The organism is Bacillus sp. OTU530, assembly GCF_038440375.1.
Genome location: NZ_JASATP010000008.1, coordinates 179,468 through 195,202, shown reverse-complemented (window position 1 = coordinate 195,202; position 15,735 = coordinate 179,468). Strand labels below are relative to the sequence as shown.

The 15,735-nt window shown below is 41.8% G+C and carries 14 protein-coding genes and 1 pseudogene; 12 read left to right on the top strand and 3 right to left on the bottom strand.

What is annotated here, in order from left to right:
• Positions 1 to 15 precede the first annotated feature (15 nt).
• The 5 genes from AAHB12_RS08850 (at position 16) to rhaA (ending at position 5,060) form a co-directional block, all read left to right on the top strand.
• Entirely contained in the window at positions 16 to 300 is a 285-nt protein-coding gene (locus tag AAHB12_RS08850; RefSeq protein WP_129729847.1) for a hypothetical protein, read from the top strand.
• A gap of 24 nt (positions 301 to 324) precedes the next feature.
• The gene (gene yidC / locus AAHB12_RS08845) at positions 325 to 1,083 is read left to right on the top strand and encodes a membrane protein insertase YidC (RefSeq protein ID WP_129729849.1); all 759 of its coding nucleotides are present in this window, start codon (positions 325 to 327) and stop codon (positions 1,081 to 1,083) included.
• 66 nt (positions 1,084 to 1,149) lie between these two features.
• The gene (locus AAHB12_RS08840) at positions 1,150 to 2,118 is read left to right on the top strand and encodes an AraC family transcriptional regulator (RefSeq protein ID WP_129729851.1); all 969 of its coding nucleotides are present in this window, start codon (positions 1,150 to 1,152) and stop codon (positions 2,116 to 2,118) included.
• Positions 2,119 to 2,360: 242 nt separating this feature from the next.
• A complete protein-coding gene (gene rhaB, locus AAHB12_RS08835; RefSeq protein WP_342045012.1) occupies positions 2,361 to 3,779 on the top strand; it encodes a rhamnulokinase in 1,419 nt (472 codons plus the stop codon).
• A 24-nt stretch (positions 3,780 to 3,803) separates the two neighbouring features.
• Positions 3,804 to 5,060, top strand: coding sequence for an L-rhamnose isomerase (rhaA, locus tag AAHB12_RS08830; protein WP_129729855.1), 1,257 nt, complete (start codon positions 3,804 to 3,806; stop codon positions 5,058 to 5,060).
• Positions 5,061 to 5,136: 76 nt separating this feature from the next.
• Here rhaA and AAHB12_RS08825 read toward each other — a convergent pair whose 3' ends face one another.
• Positions 5,137 to 5,301: a hypothetical protein gene (locus AAHB12_RS08825; protein WP_342045011.1), complete on the bottom strand. Its 165-nt coding sequence runs from the start codon at positions 5,299 to 5,301 to the stop codon at positions 5,137 to 5,139.
• Positions 5,302 to 5,462: 161 nt separating this feature from the next.
• Positions 5,463 to 6,245, bottom strand: coding sequence for a DeoR/GlpR family DNA-binding transcription regulator (locus tag AAHB12_RS08820; RefSeq protein WP_129729857.1), 783 nt, complete (start codon positions 6,243 to 6,245; stop codon positions 5,463 to 5,465).
• A gap of 283 nt (positions 6,246 to 6,528) precedes the next feature.
• On the opposite strand from AAHB12_RS08820, the gene AAHB12_RS08815 reads away from it, so the two are divergent.
• The 5 genes from AAHB12_RS08815 to AAHB12_RS08795 all read left to right on the top strand — a co-directional run bounded on the left by AAHB12_RS08815 (position 6,529) and on the right by AAHB12_RS08795 (position 12,822).
• Complete coding sequence (locus AAHB12_RS08815) at positions 6,529 to 7,842, top strand: MFS transporter (protein ID WP_342045010.1); 1,314 nt, start codon at positions 6,529 to 6,531, stop codon at positions 7,840 to 7,842.
• A gap of 21 nt (positions 7,843 to 7,863) precedes the next feature.
• The gene (locus AAHB12_RS08810) at positions 7,864 to 8,232 is read left to right on the top strand and encodes a sensory rhodopsin transducer (RefSeq protein WP_129729861.1); all 369 of its coding nucleotides are present in this window, start codon (positions 7,864 to 7,866) and stop codon (positions 8,230 to 8,232) included.
• 120 nt (positions 8,233 to 8,352) lie between these two features.
• The gene (locus AAHB12_RS08805; RefSeq protein ID WP_342045009.1) at positions 8,353 to 9,402 is read left to right on the top strand and encodes an autoinducer 2 ABC transporter substrate-binding protein; all 1,050 of its coding nucleotides are present in this window, start codon (positions 8,353 to 8,355) and stop codon (positions 9,400 to 9,402) included.
• A gap of 8 nt (positions 9,403 to 9,410) precedes the next feature.
• Positions 9,411 to 11,228, top strand: coding sequence for a cache domain-containing sensor histidine kinase (locus AAHB12_RS08800; protein WP_342045008.1), 1,818 nt, complete (start codon positions 9,411 to 9,413; stop codon positions 11,226 to 11,228).
• Positions 11,215 to 12,822 (top strand): AraC family transcriptional regulator, encoded by a 1,608-nt coding sequence (locus tag AAHB12_RS08795; RefSeq protein ID WP_342045006.1) that lies wholly within the window; start codon positions 11,215 to 11,217, stop codon positions 12,820 to 12,822. The genes AAHB12_RS08800 and AAHB12_RS08795 overlap by 14 nt, the downstream gene beginning before the upstream one ends.
• A 43-nt stretch (positions 12,823 to 12,865) precedes the next feature.
• Here AAHB12_RS08795 and rhaD read toward each other — a convergent pair.
• Positions 12,866 to 13,315: pseudogene (rhaD, locus tag AAHB12_RS08790) on the bottom strand (rhamnulose-1-phosphate aldolase); the annotation flags it as partial.
• Between the two features lie 635 nt (positions 13,316 to 13,950).
• Between rhaD and AAHB12_RS08785 the strand changes: the two are divergent.
• Together AAHB12_RS08785 and AAHB12_RS08780 are read left to right on the top strand one after the other, a co-directional pair.
• Positions 13,951 to 14,133 carry a hypothetical protein gene (locus tag AAHB12_RS08785; RefSeq protein WP_342045005.1) on the top strand — a complete coding sequence of 61 codons (183 nt, stop codon included), beginning with the start codon at positions 13,951 to 13,953 and terminating at the stop codon, positions 14,131 to 14,133.
• 75 nt (positions 14,134 to 14,208) lie between these two features.
• Positions 14,209 to 15,651, top strand: a complete 1,443-nt coding sequence (locus AAHB12_RS08780; protein ID WP_342045003.1) for an MDR family MFS transporter — start codon at positions 14,209 to 14,211, stop codon at positions 15,649 to 15,651.
• The last annotated feature ends 84 nt before the right edge of the window (positions 15,652 to 15,735 follow it).

The following is a 15,735-nucleotide window of genomic DNA, read 5'->3' as shown; positions in this document are numbered from 1 at the left end:
GAAGGATGTGAAACTGTGGAATTTTTTATACCGGATGGCTCTATGTATATAGCATTTGTCTTGCTGACAACGTTTTTTCTATGTATGGCATCACAATTTGCTGCAACTCAGACTGTACATAAGCAAGCCGCCCTTCGACAAGGAAGCTTGTGTATTGTACAACAGACTGATGTTTGCTCTAACTGTAACCTTGTGCCGTCTATTTATTTTAAATATAAAATGACTTGCTCTGTCCACAGACAAGAATCTGCCGGAGAGCAAGACGATGAAGGTCCGTATCTCTCAATGTTTTTCGCATAACAGAAAAACATTGGAGGGACATATATGTCAAAACTCATAAAACTTTTATCGATAACATTGTTATTTATAGGTATACTTGCGGGATGCAGCGCAGCCGCATCTTCTTCCGGGCCAAACACGGACTTGTGGCACCATTATTTTATTTATCCGATGTCTTTGCTTATTGTTCATGTTGCGAAGGCGTGGATATTTCAAAGCTTTGGCTTTGCCATTATGATTGTAACGGTTGGTGTGCGGATGCTTCTCATGCCTCTCAATGTTATGCAATATAAGAATCAGTTGAACATGAAACGGCTTCAGCCGCAGCTCAAGGAGCTGAAAAAAAAGTACTCATCTAAGCATGCGGAGGAACAAAAGCAATATCAGGTGGAAATGATGAAGCTCATGCAAGAGAATAAGGCCAATCCAATGATGGGATGTCTTCCTCTTATCGTGCAGCTCCCAGTTTTCTCAGCTGTGTATTATGCTATTCGACAGACGAAGGAGATTAGCAGTGCTTCCTTTTTATGGCTAAACCTTGGACATCCTGATCCGTACTATGTGCTTCCGCTTCTTGCGGCATGTATGACGTATATACAAGCAAGGGTCGTTCAGACGAATGTCCCAGCAGAACAGATGGCGCAGGTTAGAATGATGCAATTGATGTCACCGGTCATGGTTCTTATGTTTGGATTCGCTTCACCATCGGGACTTGTGCTCTATTGGCTGACAGGTAGTATTTTTATGATTGCACAATATACGGTTTTGAAAAAGCTGTACCGAAACGAGACAGCTTCAGCATAAGAGTGAAGAGAGCATTCTGTTAGAGCAGAATGCTCTCTTATCTATAATAGATTAGGGGGAATTTGGATGTCCTTCGATTTACTGCAGGAGTTAATGGAATTAACAGAGGAGGAACAAGCCATCCTCCAGCAAAAACAAGAAGTGCGAAGAGAGCTTTACACAAGTCAGACCAATTTTATTATTGAAGGCGATAAGTTTCTCACTAAAGAAAAAATGATTATGGTTCGAAAGCATACACGCTTTGTTGACTTCCCAAAGCATAAGCATGATTATATTGAAATGAATTATGTATATAACGGAACGCTAAAGCAAAAGGTAGGCGGTACATCAATTACTTTAAAGCGAGGCGAATTCCTTATTTTGAACCAGCATATAGAACACGAGATTGAGGCTTGTGCAAAAGAGGACATTGTTATCAATTTCATTATACGCGCGGAATTTTTTGATTTTATTTTCTCTTACTTAACATCCGAAAATATTGTAAGCGATTTTTTAATTAACAGCTTATATAACAATACGCAAAATGGGCAATTTATGTATTTTAAAGTGGCAGAGGTTAGTGAAATTCAAGAGATGCTTGAAAAAATAATTAGGGAAATTATGAATCCCTCCTTATTATCGGAATCCACAATTAAGCTATATATGGGGCTTTTCATGATTGAACTGATTAAGCACGCTGATAAGGTAGAGCAGAAGAAAGAGTCTTCTCTCCAGCACTTTTTAGTTGTTGAATCGTTAAAATATATTGATCAGCACTTTCCTAATGCATCTCTATATGAATTAGCAGAAAAGCTGAATCAATCTCATTATGGTCTCAGCAAGCATATTAAGAAGGCTACAAATTATACATTTAAAGAGCTGCTGCAGGAGAAGCGCTTGAGTAAAGCAAAGGAATTATTAGAAAGCACCGATCTGCCTATTTCCTCAGTGATTGAGCAAGTAGGTTATGATAATATTAGTTATTTTTATCGTATTTTTAAGAGCAAATATGGCCGAACACCAAAGGAATGGCGAGATTGTGAAGTAAGGGAGTAGTTTTCTTTTTGAAAGCTGCTCCCTTATTTTTGGGAGGCAAATATATAGCTTTCTAATTTTATAGAAAAAGGAATATAACAGCTTTGTTTGTGATGATTTCTTTCCGAGTTTACAGGCTAAATTAATAATAAGTTATGTGCAAATAAGGACAATAAAAAGGCTACTCACGTTATTATTTTTTTTCCTTATTTCCTTTATCCTATAAACATAAGCAAACGCTTTCAGTGTAAAGGGTGATAAAAATGACAAAACATTGTGTAGCAGTTGATATCGGTGCATCAAGCGGAAGGCTCATCGCGGGTCATATTGAGAATGGCACCCTGCAACTACGGGAAGTGCATCGTTTTGAAAATAAAATTGTGCAAAAAGGGAATCATTTTTGCTGGGAAGTAGATACGTTATTTGCGGAAATTAAAAAGGGAATTCATAAATGCCGCGAGCTCGGTTTACAGCCAGAGAGCATCGGTATTGACACCTGGGCGGTAGATTTTGTGCTTCTGGATGAAGATGGAAATCCTTTAACGGATGCTGTTTCATATCGTGATCCAAGAACAGACGGGATGATGGAAGAGGTTTTTAACATCATTTCAAAGGAGCGCCTTTACTTAGAGACAGGGATTCAGTTCCAAAAGTTTAATACCATTTATCAGCTGTATGCCTTGAAGCAAAGCAATCCGGAGATTTTAGAAAAAGCAAAAGCATTCTTGATGATTCCAGAGTATTTTAACTATTTATTAACAGGCAAGAAGGCAAATGAGTATACAAACGCGACATCCACGCAGCTTGTAAATGCTTTTACAAAGAAATGGGATAAGGAGCTTTTGGGGCAATTGGGCATTAATCCTGATATGTTTCAAGATATTCAAATGCCAAAGACAATCTTAGGGAATTTGACAGAAGAGCTTGTAGAGGAATTTGGCTTTGATATGAAGGTTGTCCTGCCGGCAACACACGACACAGGATCAGCAGTTCTATCTGTTCCTTCATTAGAGGATACTATTTACATTAGCTCTGGTACATGGTCATTAATCGGTGTGGAAAATCCGTTTCCGATTTGTGTGCCTAAGGCGTTAGATTATAACTTCACAAATGAAGGCGGAATGGATTATCGCTATCGCTTCTTAAAAAATATTATGGGGCTTTGGATGATTCAGGAAGTGAGAAGAAATTATAACAATCAATATTCCTTTGCCGAGCTTGTGCAATTGGCGCAGGAAGCTGCAGATTTCCGTTCTATTGTGAATGTGGATGATGCAAGGTTTTTGAAGCCAGACAATATGATTAAGGCGATTCAAAACTATTGCCGTGAAACAGAGCAGGCGGTGCCAAGCACAGTAGGAGAAGTTGCGAAGTGTGTATTTGACAGTTTAGTGGCCAGCTATGAGAAGGCTATTGGTGAGATTGAAGAAATTTTTGAAAAAGAATTTAAAACAATCCATATAATTGGCGGCGGCTGTCAAAATGAATTGTTAAACCAAAAGATTGCTGATGCAACAAATAAGACGGTATATGCTGGGCCTGTTGAGGCAACTGCGATTGGGAATCTTGTCGCACAGCTGATGGCATTAGGTGAGATTGACAGCTTGAACGAGGCAAGAGAACTCATTCAGCAGTCATTTGAAGTAAAAACATTTGAAAAAATAGAGGCTTGTATAAATTAAGAGCGCAGAGGGGAAATGAGGACTATGACAACGAAACAAAGCTATGAATTGGCGAAGCAGCAGTATGAAAAGTGGGGCGTTAATGTTGATGCGATTTTAGAGCAGCTAAAGAATATACCAATTTCCATCCATTGCTGGCAAGGCGATGATGTAGCAGGATTTGAAGTAAACAAAGGCGAACTATCCGGTGGGATCGATGTAACAGGAAACTACCCAGGGAAAGCAAGAACACCTGAGGAGCTTAGAAGCGACTTAGAAAAAGCACTTTCTTTAATCCCAGGGAAACACCGATTGAACCTGCATGCAATTTATGCGGAAACAAACGGAGAGGCTGTAGAGCGTGACCAATTAGAGCCAAAGCACTTTGAGAACTGGGTGAACTGGGCAAAAGAACAGGGACTCCACGGTTTAGATTTTAACCCGACATTATTCTCTCATGAGAAAGCCGGAGATGGCCTTACTCTATCTCATCCAAATGAAGAAATTCGCGAGTTTTGGATTCGCCATTGCATCGCGAGCCGTAAAATTGCGGAGTACTTCGGGAAAGAGCTAGGAACTCCATGTCTGACAAATGTTTGGATTCCGGATGGCTATAAAGATATTCCGAGTGACCGTCTGACTCCAAGACAGCGTTTAAAAGAGTCTTTAGATAAAGTTTTTGCGGTAGAGATTGATGAACAGTACAATATCGATGCAGTTGAAAGTAAACTATTTGGTATTGGCTCCGAGGCTTATGTAGTAGGATCACATGAATTTTATATGGGCTATGCTTTGAAAAACAATAAGCTATGCTTGCTTGATACAGGACATTATCATCCAACAGAAACAGTGTCCAATAAAATTTCCTCCATGCTGATGTTCAGTGACAAGGTTGCGCTGCATGTTTCCAGACCAGTGCGTTGGGACAGCGACCATGTTGTCATTTTAGATGATGAACTGCGTGAAATTGCACTTGAAATCGTCCGCAACGATGCAGCTGATAAAGTAATGATCGGTCTTGACTTCTTTGATGCGAGCATCAACCGTGTAGCTGCATGGACAATTGGAACGCGCAACATGATTAAAGCGTTGCTATATGCGATGTTGACGCCAAATGCATATTTAAAGCAATTGCAGGAAGATGGTAATTTCACAGAACGATTGGCGCTTATGGAAGAATTCAAAACATATCCGTTCGGCGCAATTTGGGATTACTACTGCGAGCAAGCAGGTGTGCCTGTGAAAGAAACTTGGTTAGAGGAAGTAAAGCAGTACGAGAAAGAAGTATTAGCAAAACGATAATAGAGAAACCGGACTCACCTCACTGGAGGGAGTCCGTTTTTTTGCATTATTCGAAAATGGAAATGAAAATATTACATTATTTATCCTTCATTGCTAATGCCGTTCGATCTTCTATTAAATGAGGTTGTTCCAGCATGTGTTTGTGAAAGCAAAGTCCTGCCGTTTCGTTGATATACTGAGTCCAAAAAGCAGCAAACTCTGCGGAAGTCAGCTTCGACTTGGATTGATGGAGGAAATTCACAATCAGCACCTCATTGTTTTTTTTTAGGTTTGCATACTTTACATGGCAGTATACAGTATCGTTTATCGTTTTCTGACTACGTCGAACGGGCTCCTAAATGTAAATTTATACCATATTACAATAGGAAATACCCCCGCCCTCATAAAAGGCGGGGATGAGCTTTATAACGAAAAAGCCTCAGTTTTAGGCTGTACTGTAGTCAATTTAATTCCTTTTTCCTCCAGTATTTGCTTGGTTGTATTTTCTACGCAGGAATCAGTGATAATATGAGTAATGTCACTTATTTGTGCGGTTTGCACAAAGGTACGGACGCCAAATTTACTAGAGTCAACCATTACAATCGTTTGATCTGCGCTGTCGATCATGCATTTCTTTAACAGTGCCTGCCATTCATTTGAATCGCTTAAGCCGCTGTCCAAGTGAAAGCCTTTGCAGGAGAGGAAGGCTTTGTCCACATGATATGCGGCAAGGGAGCGTTCTGCTAAAGGTCCAGCATAAGATAAGGATTTCGGAAGCAACATGCCTCCTGTTGAAATGACTTGAATTTTTTCTTTTTTACTCAGTTCAACAGCTACCTTGATGGAGTTGGTAATGACCGTGAGCGGCATATCCGGAAGTGCCTTTGCTAAATACCAAGCTGTTGTGCTGGCATCAAGGATAATACGCTCACCGCTTGTGATGTGTTTAGCCGCCTCATAGGCGATTGCCCTTTTCTCGGCCATATTTGTAATTTCCCGCTCAGATACATCTGTTTCCGATTCTTCTTGAACACTGACAGCTCCACCATGGCTTCGTTTTAGTTTATTTTCCTTCTCTAGCTTCTCCAAATCACGGCGAATGGTTTCTTCCGTTACAGAGAATAGTTTGCTAAGTTCACTTACACGAATGCTTAATCGTTCATTAACGAGTTCAACAATTTTTTGGTGTCTTTCTGCTACAAGCATTTTGAACTTCCTTTCTGTTCGATAGACTAGGATATTTTGTGAATTTTGTTTTTGTTTGTTTTTATTTATGTTTGTTTCTAGTATACCATTTTTTTGTTTATTAGATATAATAATCTTCTAAAATATTTCTGGTCAAATCAGAAGAATCTCCCCCCTACCTGATAATAGCCTCCTACAAGCGCTTTCAATCCTTCTGTATAGTTAAAGTATCAAGAGAGCTTCACATCAAAATTTCACAGGAAAGTTTGTAACCGCTTCACTTTGAGAAAGGGGAGAGAGAAGGATGGCAAAAGGGTTTGGAAGTAAAAAAACGACAGGCTGGAAAGCAACGGCATCTGTTGCGATGGCCAACTATATTGAAGCTGGCTCTATCGTGGCCGGCGCAGGCGGATTGTCACTTTGGGTAGAGTATTTACATCTCGATGACATTAAAATTGGATTATTGGGTGCAGTAAGTGCCAATGCTTTCGGCGCTGCAATCGGTGCCTTGCTTGGCGGATATCTTTGCGATAAATATGGACGCAAGTTTATTTATACGTATGATCTGCTTATTTATATGCTGGGGATGCTCATTACGATTTGCTCAGTAAACTTCCCGATGCTATTAATCGGCTACATTATAACAGGATTAGCAGTTGGTGCCGGAGTCCCAGCTTCCTGGACGTATATCGCTGAAGAAGCTCCTTCTGATAAACGGGCAGCGCATACAGGGATGGCACAGCTTGCTTGGTCGCTCGGACCTGTGCTTGCATTATTGCTTTCTGTATTATTAGCACCATTAGGTCTTCTTGGCAGCCGGATTATTTTTGCGCACTTACTTGTAATCGCATTCATCACATGGTATATCAGACAAGGTTTATCGGAGTCTTCTCTATGGAAGGAAGAAAAGAAAAAGCAGCAACAGACTGGCCAAGCTAGTACCAGCTCTGTAAAAGAACTATTTAGCAAAAAGGTAAACAGAAGGGCATTATTTCTTCTGCTTGGCGTGTATCTATTCTGGAATTTAACAGCTGGAGCAATGGGATTCTTTATGCCTTACATTTATGAAACTGTCGGCGGCCTTTCCGCAAGCGCAGCAAACTTATTACAATCGGTTCTTTGGATCTTTACAGTAATTTGCACATATGCTGTCTTTATGAAATTAGGAGATAAAAAGAGCCGTCGCGCGATTTATGCGGTATCTGCGATTATGGCAATTCTTGCTTGGGTTTTACTCGTGTATGCAAAAATGACAATGCCGGTTCTACTCGTCTTTGTTTTACTATGGGGCTGCTCCGCAGGATTTGGGGCACAAGCCTTCTACGGTTTATGGGCAAGTGAACTGTTCCCGACAAAATACCGCGCAAGAGCGCAAGGCATTATGTTCTTTATAGCACGCATCGGAGTAGGGCTATGGACTGCTGTTATGCCAACGGTTATTTCTAAACTTGGATTTGCGGTTGCGGGAGGAATTATGATTGCATTCCTTATCGTGGCAGCTTTTATCGGCATTGTCTATGCTCCTCGCACACAAGGCAAGACATTGCAGCAAATTGAAAGAGAGCGTTACGGAGATGAGGCAGCTGCCGAGGTTCAGGCAAGCAGCCGCGCTTTATAATTGATCATAGGAGAGAGAAAAATGAAACATGTAAAAGGAGCTACACAGTGGGTTATTCCGGACGGATATATTCCGCCAGTGAGTTCAGGAGAGCTGCTCAGTCACGAATCGATCTGTGTACTCAATTGTAATACAGAGGATGCAAATCTTATGGTGACCGTTTACTTTGAGGATCGCCCACCATTAGAGAATATTCCTGTAGTGGTAAAGGGAAAACGAACAAACCATATTCGTACCAGCTCCCTTCAAAAGGACTCTGAGTATATTCCAGTCGGCGTTCCGTACGCACTTGAAGTGGAAAGTGATATTGCTGTAATTGTACAATACAGCCGTTTGGATGCAACCCAGCCTGAGCTTGCGTTAATGTCAACAATAGCGTATCCATTATAAATTTAGAAAGAATGTCTCCTTGCCGCCGAGCTGCATCTATAGTTTGGCGGAGAGGGGGCTTTCTGCCGTTTGATTTAGCAGTCAGTAGTTTTGGTATAATAGCTTGGAGGAGGGAGCAGTGTGCTCTATAAATTGCTGATTTGTATCTTTGTACTATTTAGTGTAAGCGGTTGCGCTTCGCGAAGTAATCCACCGAAATATGAGATTATTTATAACGGTGAGAGCAAACAAAGCCAACAGAGTAAACAAAATCAGGGTAACTATACCAATGAGTATACGATTGCAGTCGTGCCAAAGGTAAGCGGTATTCCGTATTTCAATGCTGTAAAGGATGGTGCATTAGAGGCAGGACGGGATCTTGGTGTGAATGTTCTCTATATGGGACCGACCATTGCGGATTGGGAGCATCAAGCAAAGATTATCGAAGAACTGGTGCAGAGAAAGGTGAATGTGATTGCGGTTTCTGCTAACGATCCAAATAAGCTTGGATCTGTTTTAGAGGAAGCTCAGAAGAAAGGAGTAAAGGTGATTACGTGGGACTCAGATACGAACTCTGCATTCAGAGAGCTTTTTATTAATACAGTAGATCCTGAAACACTTGGCCGACATTTGGCGGATACGCTGGCAAGGAGCTTAGGGGAGCAAGGAAGCTATGCGATTATGACAGGATCTTTGAATGCAGCAAATTTAAATGAATGGATGAAATGGACCAAGGTGCAGCAGCAAAAGTATTATCCGAATATGAAGCTTGTTGAAGTTGCAGCGACAAACGATGCACCTGCAGAAGCGTATGAAGTTGCCAAAGGGCTGCTTAAGAAGTATCCGACGCTTACCGGCATAATCGGACTTTCATCTGTTGGACCTCCAGCAGCAGCCCAGGCTGTGCAGGAGGCTGGAAAGCAAGGAAAGGTTGCAGTTGTGGGACTGTCTACCCCCAATTTAATGCGAGAGGACTTAAAGAGTGGAGCCGCGCAAATTGTAACACTTTGGAGTCCCAAAAAGCTGGGGTATTTAACAGTACGTTTGGCAAAGGATCTATTGGAAGGGAATGCGCCACAAGATGGGAAGTATATTAAAAATATTGGTGATATAGAGGTGAAGGGAGATATGGTCATTATGGGGCAGCCAATTGATTTTACAAAAGAGAATATTGATCAATATGATTTTTAATGTACAGAATGATGATACAACTAAAAAATATTAAGCTGACAAACAAACTCATTATTACGTATATTCTTTTAACGATTATCCCGATGACTCTCTTAGGCTATATAGCGTATTCCCAATATACGAAATCTATTGAAGAGGAAGTAGGAAGATATGTTCCTAAGCTGCTTAAGCAGGCCAATCAAAATATTGAAAATGAAATGAGTAAACTAGAGGACTTGCCGGATTTGCTATACAGCTCAAGCGATATTATGACTGTGCTGAGAGATAGTGGATACCAGAGTCAATCTGAACTGCTGCAGGATCAATTTGTAGTAAAAAACTTTCTGGCAAGAACGTACCTGAATAACAACTCGGAAATATTAGGAGCATTCCTTCTATCCAAAAATCGTTTATTTGCCAGCTCGCGTGTTGCATATAGCGGCTTTCATCTAACGGAAAATCCATTTCCTTATGGGGAAGATTTTGATTTAGAAGGCAACATGCAAATTCTTCCGCCAAATGGAGTCGATTTAACATTTGAAGGACATCCGCCTTATTTGCTACTTATGAAACAGGTTACAGATTTTGATAATCGAAAAACGCTCGGAACGTTATTTCTCGCAGTGAAGGTAACATTTATTGAAAAAATTTTAAAGGACTTAGATGAACAAAACAACGCGGTGATGTGGCTGATGAATGAGCATGGACAAGTGATTTATCATACAGATGCATCTAAAATCGGTACGGTGCTGGAGGAGACCGATGAGTATCCTCTATTAAACGGAAGCTTTCGCACAACGCTGCATGGGAAACGGACACTGATTAGTGTGAGTGAATCGAAGACGCATCATTGGGTTCTTGTTCACCAAATCCCGTTGAAATATTTAACTGGAAAAATAGATCTTGTGCGTAATGCAATCATCCTCATTTTTATCATACTTGCTGTTGTTACAGTTGTGATATCCATTTTTCTTGCTTGGACTGTGACAAGACCCATTCATACGCTGAGCCGATTAATGAAGCAGGTGGAGAGTGGAAACTTTCAGGTCGATATTCCAATTCAATCACAGGACGAAGTCGGGATGTTGGCACGCAGCTTTCATTCGATGATCACAAAAATCCGTGAATTGATTCAAAAGAATTATCATATTGAGCTGCGGCAAAAGAATGCTGAGCTATATGCTCTGCAATCCCAGATTAATCCACATTTTATGTACAATACATTGGAAACGATCAGCATGGCGGTAGAAGACGGGGAATCGGAAATGGTTGTAGATATGGTAACGCTGCTTGGGAGAATGCTTCGTTTTTCGCTGGGCAATAAAGACCGGATTTTACCGATTTCAGAAGAGCTTCTTCATATTAAGGACTACCTGCGTATTCAAAAGTTTAGGTTTGAGGAGCGCCTGTCCTTTCAAATTCGTGAGAACGTCGACAGTGCGTCTTATTACACACCAAAGTTTGTCCTTCAGCCTGTTGTGGAGAATGCCATTAAATATGGGTTGGAAAAACGGAGGGGGATTTTTATTGAAATTGACGTTCAACAGGAGGAACAGGATATTGTGCTGATGGTTCGGGATAACGGGCCAGGTATTACAACTGAAACATTAGAGCGATTACACATGCTCCTGCACTCAGATCCAATGACCGGACGCGATTCAGGATTCGGCATTATCAATGTTCACGCTAGAGTTGCCATGATGTTCGGAGACTCGTATGGACTGCAAATTCATAGTGTGGAGGGGCAAGGAACAGAGGTTATCATTCGAATTCCGATGATTGCACAGAAAGAAGCAGCACAGTTTTTGAACGGAGGAGACATGAGAGAAGACAATGGACATCATTAAAACGATTATTGTAGATGATGAGGCGCGAATCCGCAGAGGAATTGAACGACTTGTTCGCTCCTGTGGAGAGGAATGGGAGATTGTGGGGATGTTTGCTGATGGAAAAGAAGCATATGAAGCGATGATGCAGGAAAATCAATCATTTGATTTGTTAATTACGGATGTGCGGATGCCTGAAATGGACGGCTTAACTTTAGTAAAGGAGCTTAAAAAGACGCATTCCTTTTCCTCTTTGATTGTGAGCGGATTTGATGATTTTCAATATTTACAAACTGCCCTGCGGGAAGGGGCGATGAACTATATTTTAAAGCCAATTGATCGAGAGAAGTTTCGGGAACAAATAGAGGAGGTAAAGGAGAGGATTATCAAGCAGCGCAGTGAACAGAAGGAAGTACAGGAAAAAGAGCTGCAATTGACATATACCAAACAAGTTCAGCTGCTAAGCGAGGTCACATGGAATCATGATACGGATGTATCCTTATTAAACTGGACACGTGAATTTCCAAAGGGGACATATCGGCTTATATATGTGAGCACTGATCAAAAGCTATCAAAAACAAAGAGTGAAGAATGGGAGGCTTGGAGGGCTGCTATTGAAAAGCTAATAACAGAATTGTTCGGGAGGGAATGGCAAGACGACCATAGAAGGTATTGGTGGTGGAGAGGGACAAAGCTAAGCTTTTGGTTATTGCTGCTTGATGAAGAACAAGTGGTGAGTTCCACAGAAACGAAGCAAACTCTGCAGCAGCTTAAGCAATCGATCCAGCGTCTTACCCCTTTTACCGTTTCGGTGGCATTTGGCAATGAGTTTAAGGATGTATCCTTTCTACCTAGTATAAGAGACCAATTACTATCCCTATTACAGTTTCGTATGATTCAAGGGGGAAATCAAATTTTTCAGCTGGATTCTATGCAAGACGTGACAGATGAGGCACCTAGGGGAATTTCAACTGCTATTTATAAAAGCACACATCAAATTCTACATGCGTTAGAACAGAAACCAGACGAAGAGACGGAGAAGGCGTTACAGCTGTTTTTTCATGAAATCCAATCCCTATCATTGCCTGCTGCTCTCCAAGAGGCTGTGCATTACTTATGCATCCGCATCATAAATAGATGGATGGAGCACCAAGGATTTAAGGAAGATCCACATGTGTTTACTGAGGCGCTGCAGCTTACACAGCATGCTGGAGATTTTGCTCAATTAAAGGATGGTGTGAAGCACTGGGTGTTGCGTATGAAAAATAAAATGCTCATACATCATGATTCCAATCCTATGCAGCAAGCAAAGGAATTTATCCAGGATCATCTAAGCGAGAATATTACCATCAAGAGAATTGCCGATCATGTGTATATGAACCCTACGTATTTTTGTGAATCCTTTAAAAAGCAAACAGGCGAAACTGTTTTAGATTATGTCATCAGAAACCGTCTGGAGAAAGCGAAGAAATTATTAAAAATGACAGATCTTAAGGTGTATGATATTTCCGCAGAGGTCGGGTATCAGGATACAAAATATTTTAGCCGCTTGTTTAAAGAGTGGATTGGTCAATCTCCTTCTCAGTATCGGGAGCACTATGTAAATCGGGAATAGCTAGAACAAGCCCAATCAAGGAGTGATTGGGCTTGTTGCTGTCCTATTCTTCTACAGCTAATACTCCCTCTAATGGTGTTACGCCAAACGTCTTTGCCAAATCCGACAATTGCTGATCTGTAATGACTTGTTTCACGCCGCCTTGATGGGAGCTAATGAGCATATAAATTTGCGCTGCTTTTTCCGCTGTTTCAATTAAACCAAATGTTTCGTCCATCGAAGTGCCAGCACCGAAAATACCATGATGCGGCCAAACGACTAAGCGGTGCTCTTTCATTTTTGTTGCTGTTTGTTCTCCGATTGTATCGGTGCCCGGAACCATCCACGGAAGCAAGGCTATTCCGTCAGGGAAAACGACAACGCATTCAGTGCACATTTGCCATAGTGTTTTTGTAAAGCTTTTTTCATCGAGTTCATGTGTAAAGGTCATTGCAATAATGTTTGTCGCATGGTTATGCATAATAATGCGATGATCCTTATCTACCTGCAAGCGGGAGGATGCAAACGGTGAGCATTTACCTTTTGGGTTCTCTCGCTTTTTGTTACACTGTAAGTATAAATTTTTAACTGGAAGCTAATGAATCGTTGGTTTATGTATTATGGCTGTTTCATCCGCCGGATATTATTAGTGCGGCAGTGTATTTTTTTAGCTGCTTCTGCGTATTTTGTACGGTGTGGTTTTTTACTTGACGAGTACAATCTTTTCCGACGATGGCCTCTTACACACTTCCTGTACACCGAATAGGGGATGGGATGGGGTATTTTGGATTTTCTTCCTCCCTCGCAATGTCGACTGGTTCAGTGGCCAGGTTGTGGCTTCTTTACGAACAAGGCTTTGGAGCACTCATTGCTGCTTCTTTCTTCACTATATTAACTATTTTTTCGCTTGTATTGCTTATTCGTGTCCTAGCGCCGCAAGCAGCAATGCACTCTCGCAACGTGCAGCCCTCCAGTAAAGAAAACTCGCTGATTGGCGAGCCCTGCTCCCCGAGCGAAGACAGAGGCGTAGTTGCCCTTATACTGTATTCCTAACATTTCCGACTACGTCGAATTCACTTCTAGCTGGAAATTTATACTTTCTTACAGTGTAAACCGAAGCTATTAGGATGAAAGCGTTTTCTTACGGCTGTGCTTCATGTTTGTCTAGCTGTCACATTTGCCGGGATGATTAGCTTTCTAGCGTTGTTTGGGAACGAAGCGAATATCATGCATGCAGCGCTATGCGATGATGTGCCGCACCGCTGCTGGTTCAGTGGTGATATTTATCCTTCTATGCCTTGTAATGGGGACGATTTAAGAGAAGATACGTAAAAGAAAGGAGAAGACATCTGCGATTCCGATGTAGTGTACGTGGCTAGAGACGAAAATATAGAGAGGGGAAGACAAATGAGTGGGATATCTGAAGAGTCATCTTTAGAGTTTAAGCGGGCGCCTATTGTTGCGCTGCTTCTTACGGGCGGCTTTGTTACCATTTTAAATCAAACGCTGCTTATTACCGCTTTGCCGTCAATTATGCGGGAGTTTCATATATCGGCAAGCACGGTGCAGTGGATTACAACCGGGTTTATGCTGACAAATGGGGTCATGATTCCTATTACTGCGTTTTTACTACGAAGATTTACAACGAGGCAGCTATTTTTTGCAGCAATGAGTATATTTTCAATAGGAGCTTTGATCGCTGGAACAGCGAACATGTTTCCTGTGCTATTGCTGGGAAGAATTGTGCAGGCGTGCGGTGCAGGTATTATGATGCCGCTCATGCAAACGGTGTTTCTAACAATTTTCCCACGGGAAAAACGGGGTGCAGCGATGGGGATGGTTGGTCTCGTCATTTCCTTTGCACCGGCTATCGGTCCAACATTTGCTGGTTGGTTGGTAGACCAGTATTCCTGGCGTATCCTCTTTTTTATCGTACTTCCGATTGCGCTTCTTGATCTTGTATTTGCCTTTTTTTATTTGAAAAATGTGACAAAACGAACATTTCCGAAAATCGATGTCCTGTCTATTGTTCTATCTTCACTTGGCTTTGGTGGTGTGCTTTATGGGTTTAGCAGCGCTGGTGCGAGCGGCTGGTCAAGTGCGGAGGTTGAGTTGTCTTTGATAATTGGCGGCGCAACCTTAATTTGTTTTATATGGCGTCAGCTAAGGCTGGAGGAGCCGATGCTTGAGTTTCGCGTATTTCAATACGGAATTTTTAAGTTAACGACGATGATTAACGTCATTGCCTTTTCATCGGCGATTGGGGCCGAAATGCTGCTGCCGATTTATATGCAAAGCACGCGCGGTACGTCCGCGTTTGAATCCGGATTGTTACTGTTGCCGGGTGCGATTGCAATGGGAATTATGTCGCCGATTGCTGGGCGGATATTTGATACATACGGTGCGCGCCCGCTTGCGACAATCGGAATGAGCATTGTGGTGGTGACAACAATCCCGCTGTGGCTTTTATCAGCACACACTTCTTTTATTTTCATATGCGTGATGTATACGGTGCGGATGGCCGGTGTTTCGATGCTGCTTATGCCCGTAAATACAGCGGGATTAAATGAGCTGCCGCTGCATTTGCTGCCGCATGGAACGGCGATGACAAACACGATGCGTCAGGTTGGAGCATCCATTGGAACGGCTCTCCTCGTTACAATTATGACGAATGGTGCGGCACATGCGGAAGGGAAAACAATGAATGAGGCACTTGTCCATGGCATCAATCTTGCTTTTCTTGTGTGCGAAGCGTTTGCGGTTCTTGGGTTAGGATTGTCGTTTTATATTAAGCGTGCGCAGTCGAAAAAGCAACCTGCTGAAACAGCTAGTGTAAAAGGAGCAGGGTGACAGTCCTATTCTTGGATATTCTAGAAAACTATAATTATGGTTCGAACATAGAAGGTTGGGGACTGTCCTCCCTAATCTTTCTCC

Coding starts and splice junctions, on each gene's coding strand:
- AAHB12_RS08810 (WP_129729861.1), top strand. CDS start 7,864: ATGAAACATGTAAAAGGAGCTACACAGTGGGTTATTCCGGACGGATAT.
- AAHB12_RS08780 (WP_342045003.1), top strand. CDS start 14,209: ATGAGTGGGATATCTGAAGAGTCATCTTTAGAGTTTAAGCGGGCGCCT.
- rhaA (WP_129729855.1), top strand. CDS start 3,804: ATGACAACGAAACAAAGCTATGAATTGGCGAAGCAGCAGTATGAAAAG.
- AAHB12_RS08795 (WP_342045006.1), top strand. CDS start 11,215: ATGGACATCATTAAAACGATTATTGTAGATGATGAGGCGCGAATCCGC.
- AAHB12_RS08800 (WP_342045008.1), top strand. CDS start 9,411: ATGATGATACAACTAAAAAATATTAAGCTGACAAACAAACTCATTATT.
- AAHB12_RS08840 (WP_129729851.1), top strand. CDS start 1,150: ATGTCCTTCGATTTACTGCAGGAGTTAATGGAATTAACAGAGGAGGAA.
- rhaB (WP_342045012.1), top strand. CDS start 2,361: ATGACAAAACATTGTGTAGCAGTTGATATCGGTGCATCAAGCGGAAGG.
- yidC (WP_129729849.1), top strand. CDS start 325: ATGTCAAAACTCATAAAACTTTTATCGATAACATTGTTATTTATAGGT.
- AAHB12_RS08815 (WP_342045010.1), top strand. CDS start 6,529: ATGGCAAAAGGGTTTGGAAGTAAAAAAACGACAGGCTGGAAAGCAACG.
- AAHB12_RS08820 (WP_129729857.1), bottom strand. CDS start 6,245: ATGCTTGTAGCAGAAAGACACCAAAAAATTGTTGAACTCGTTAATGAA.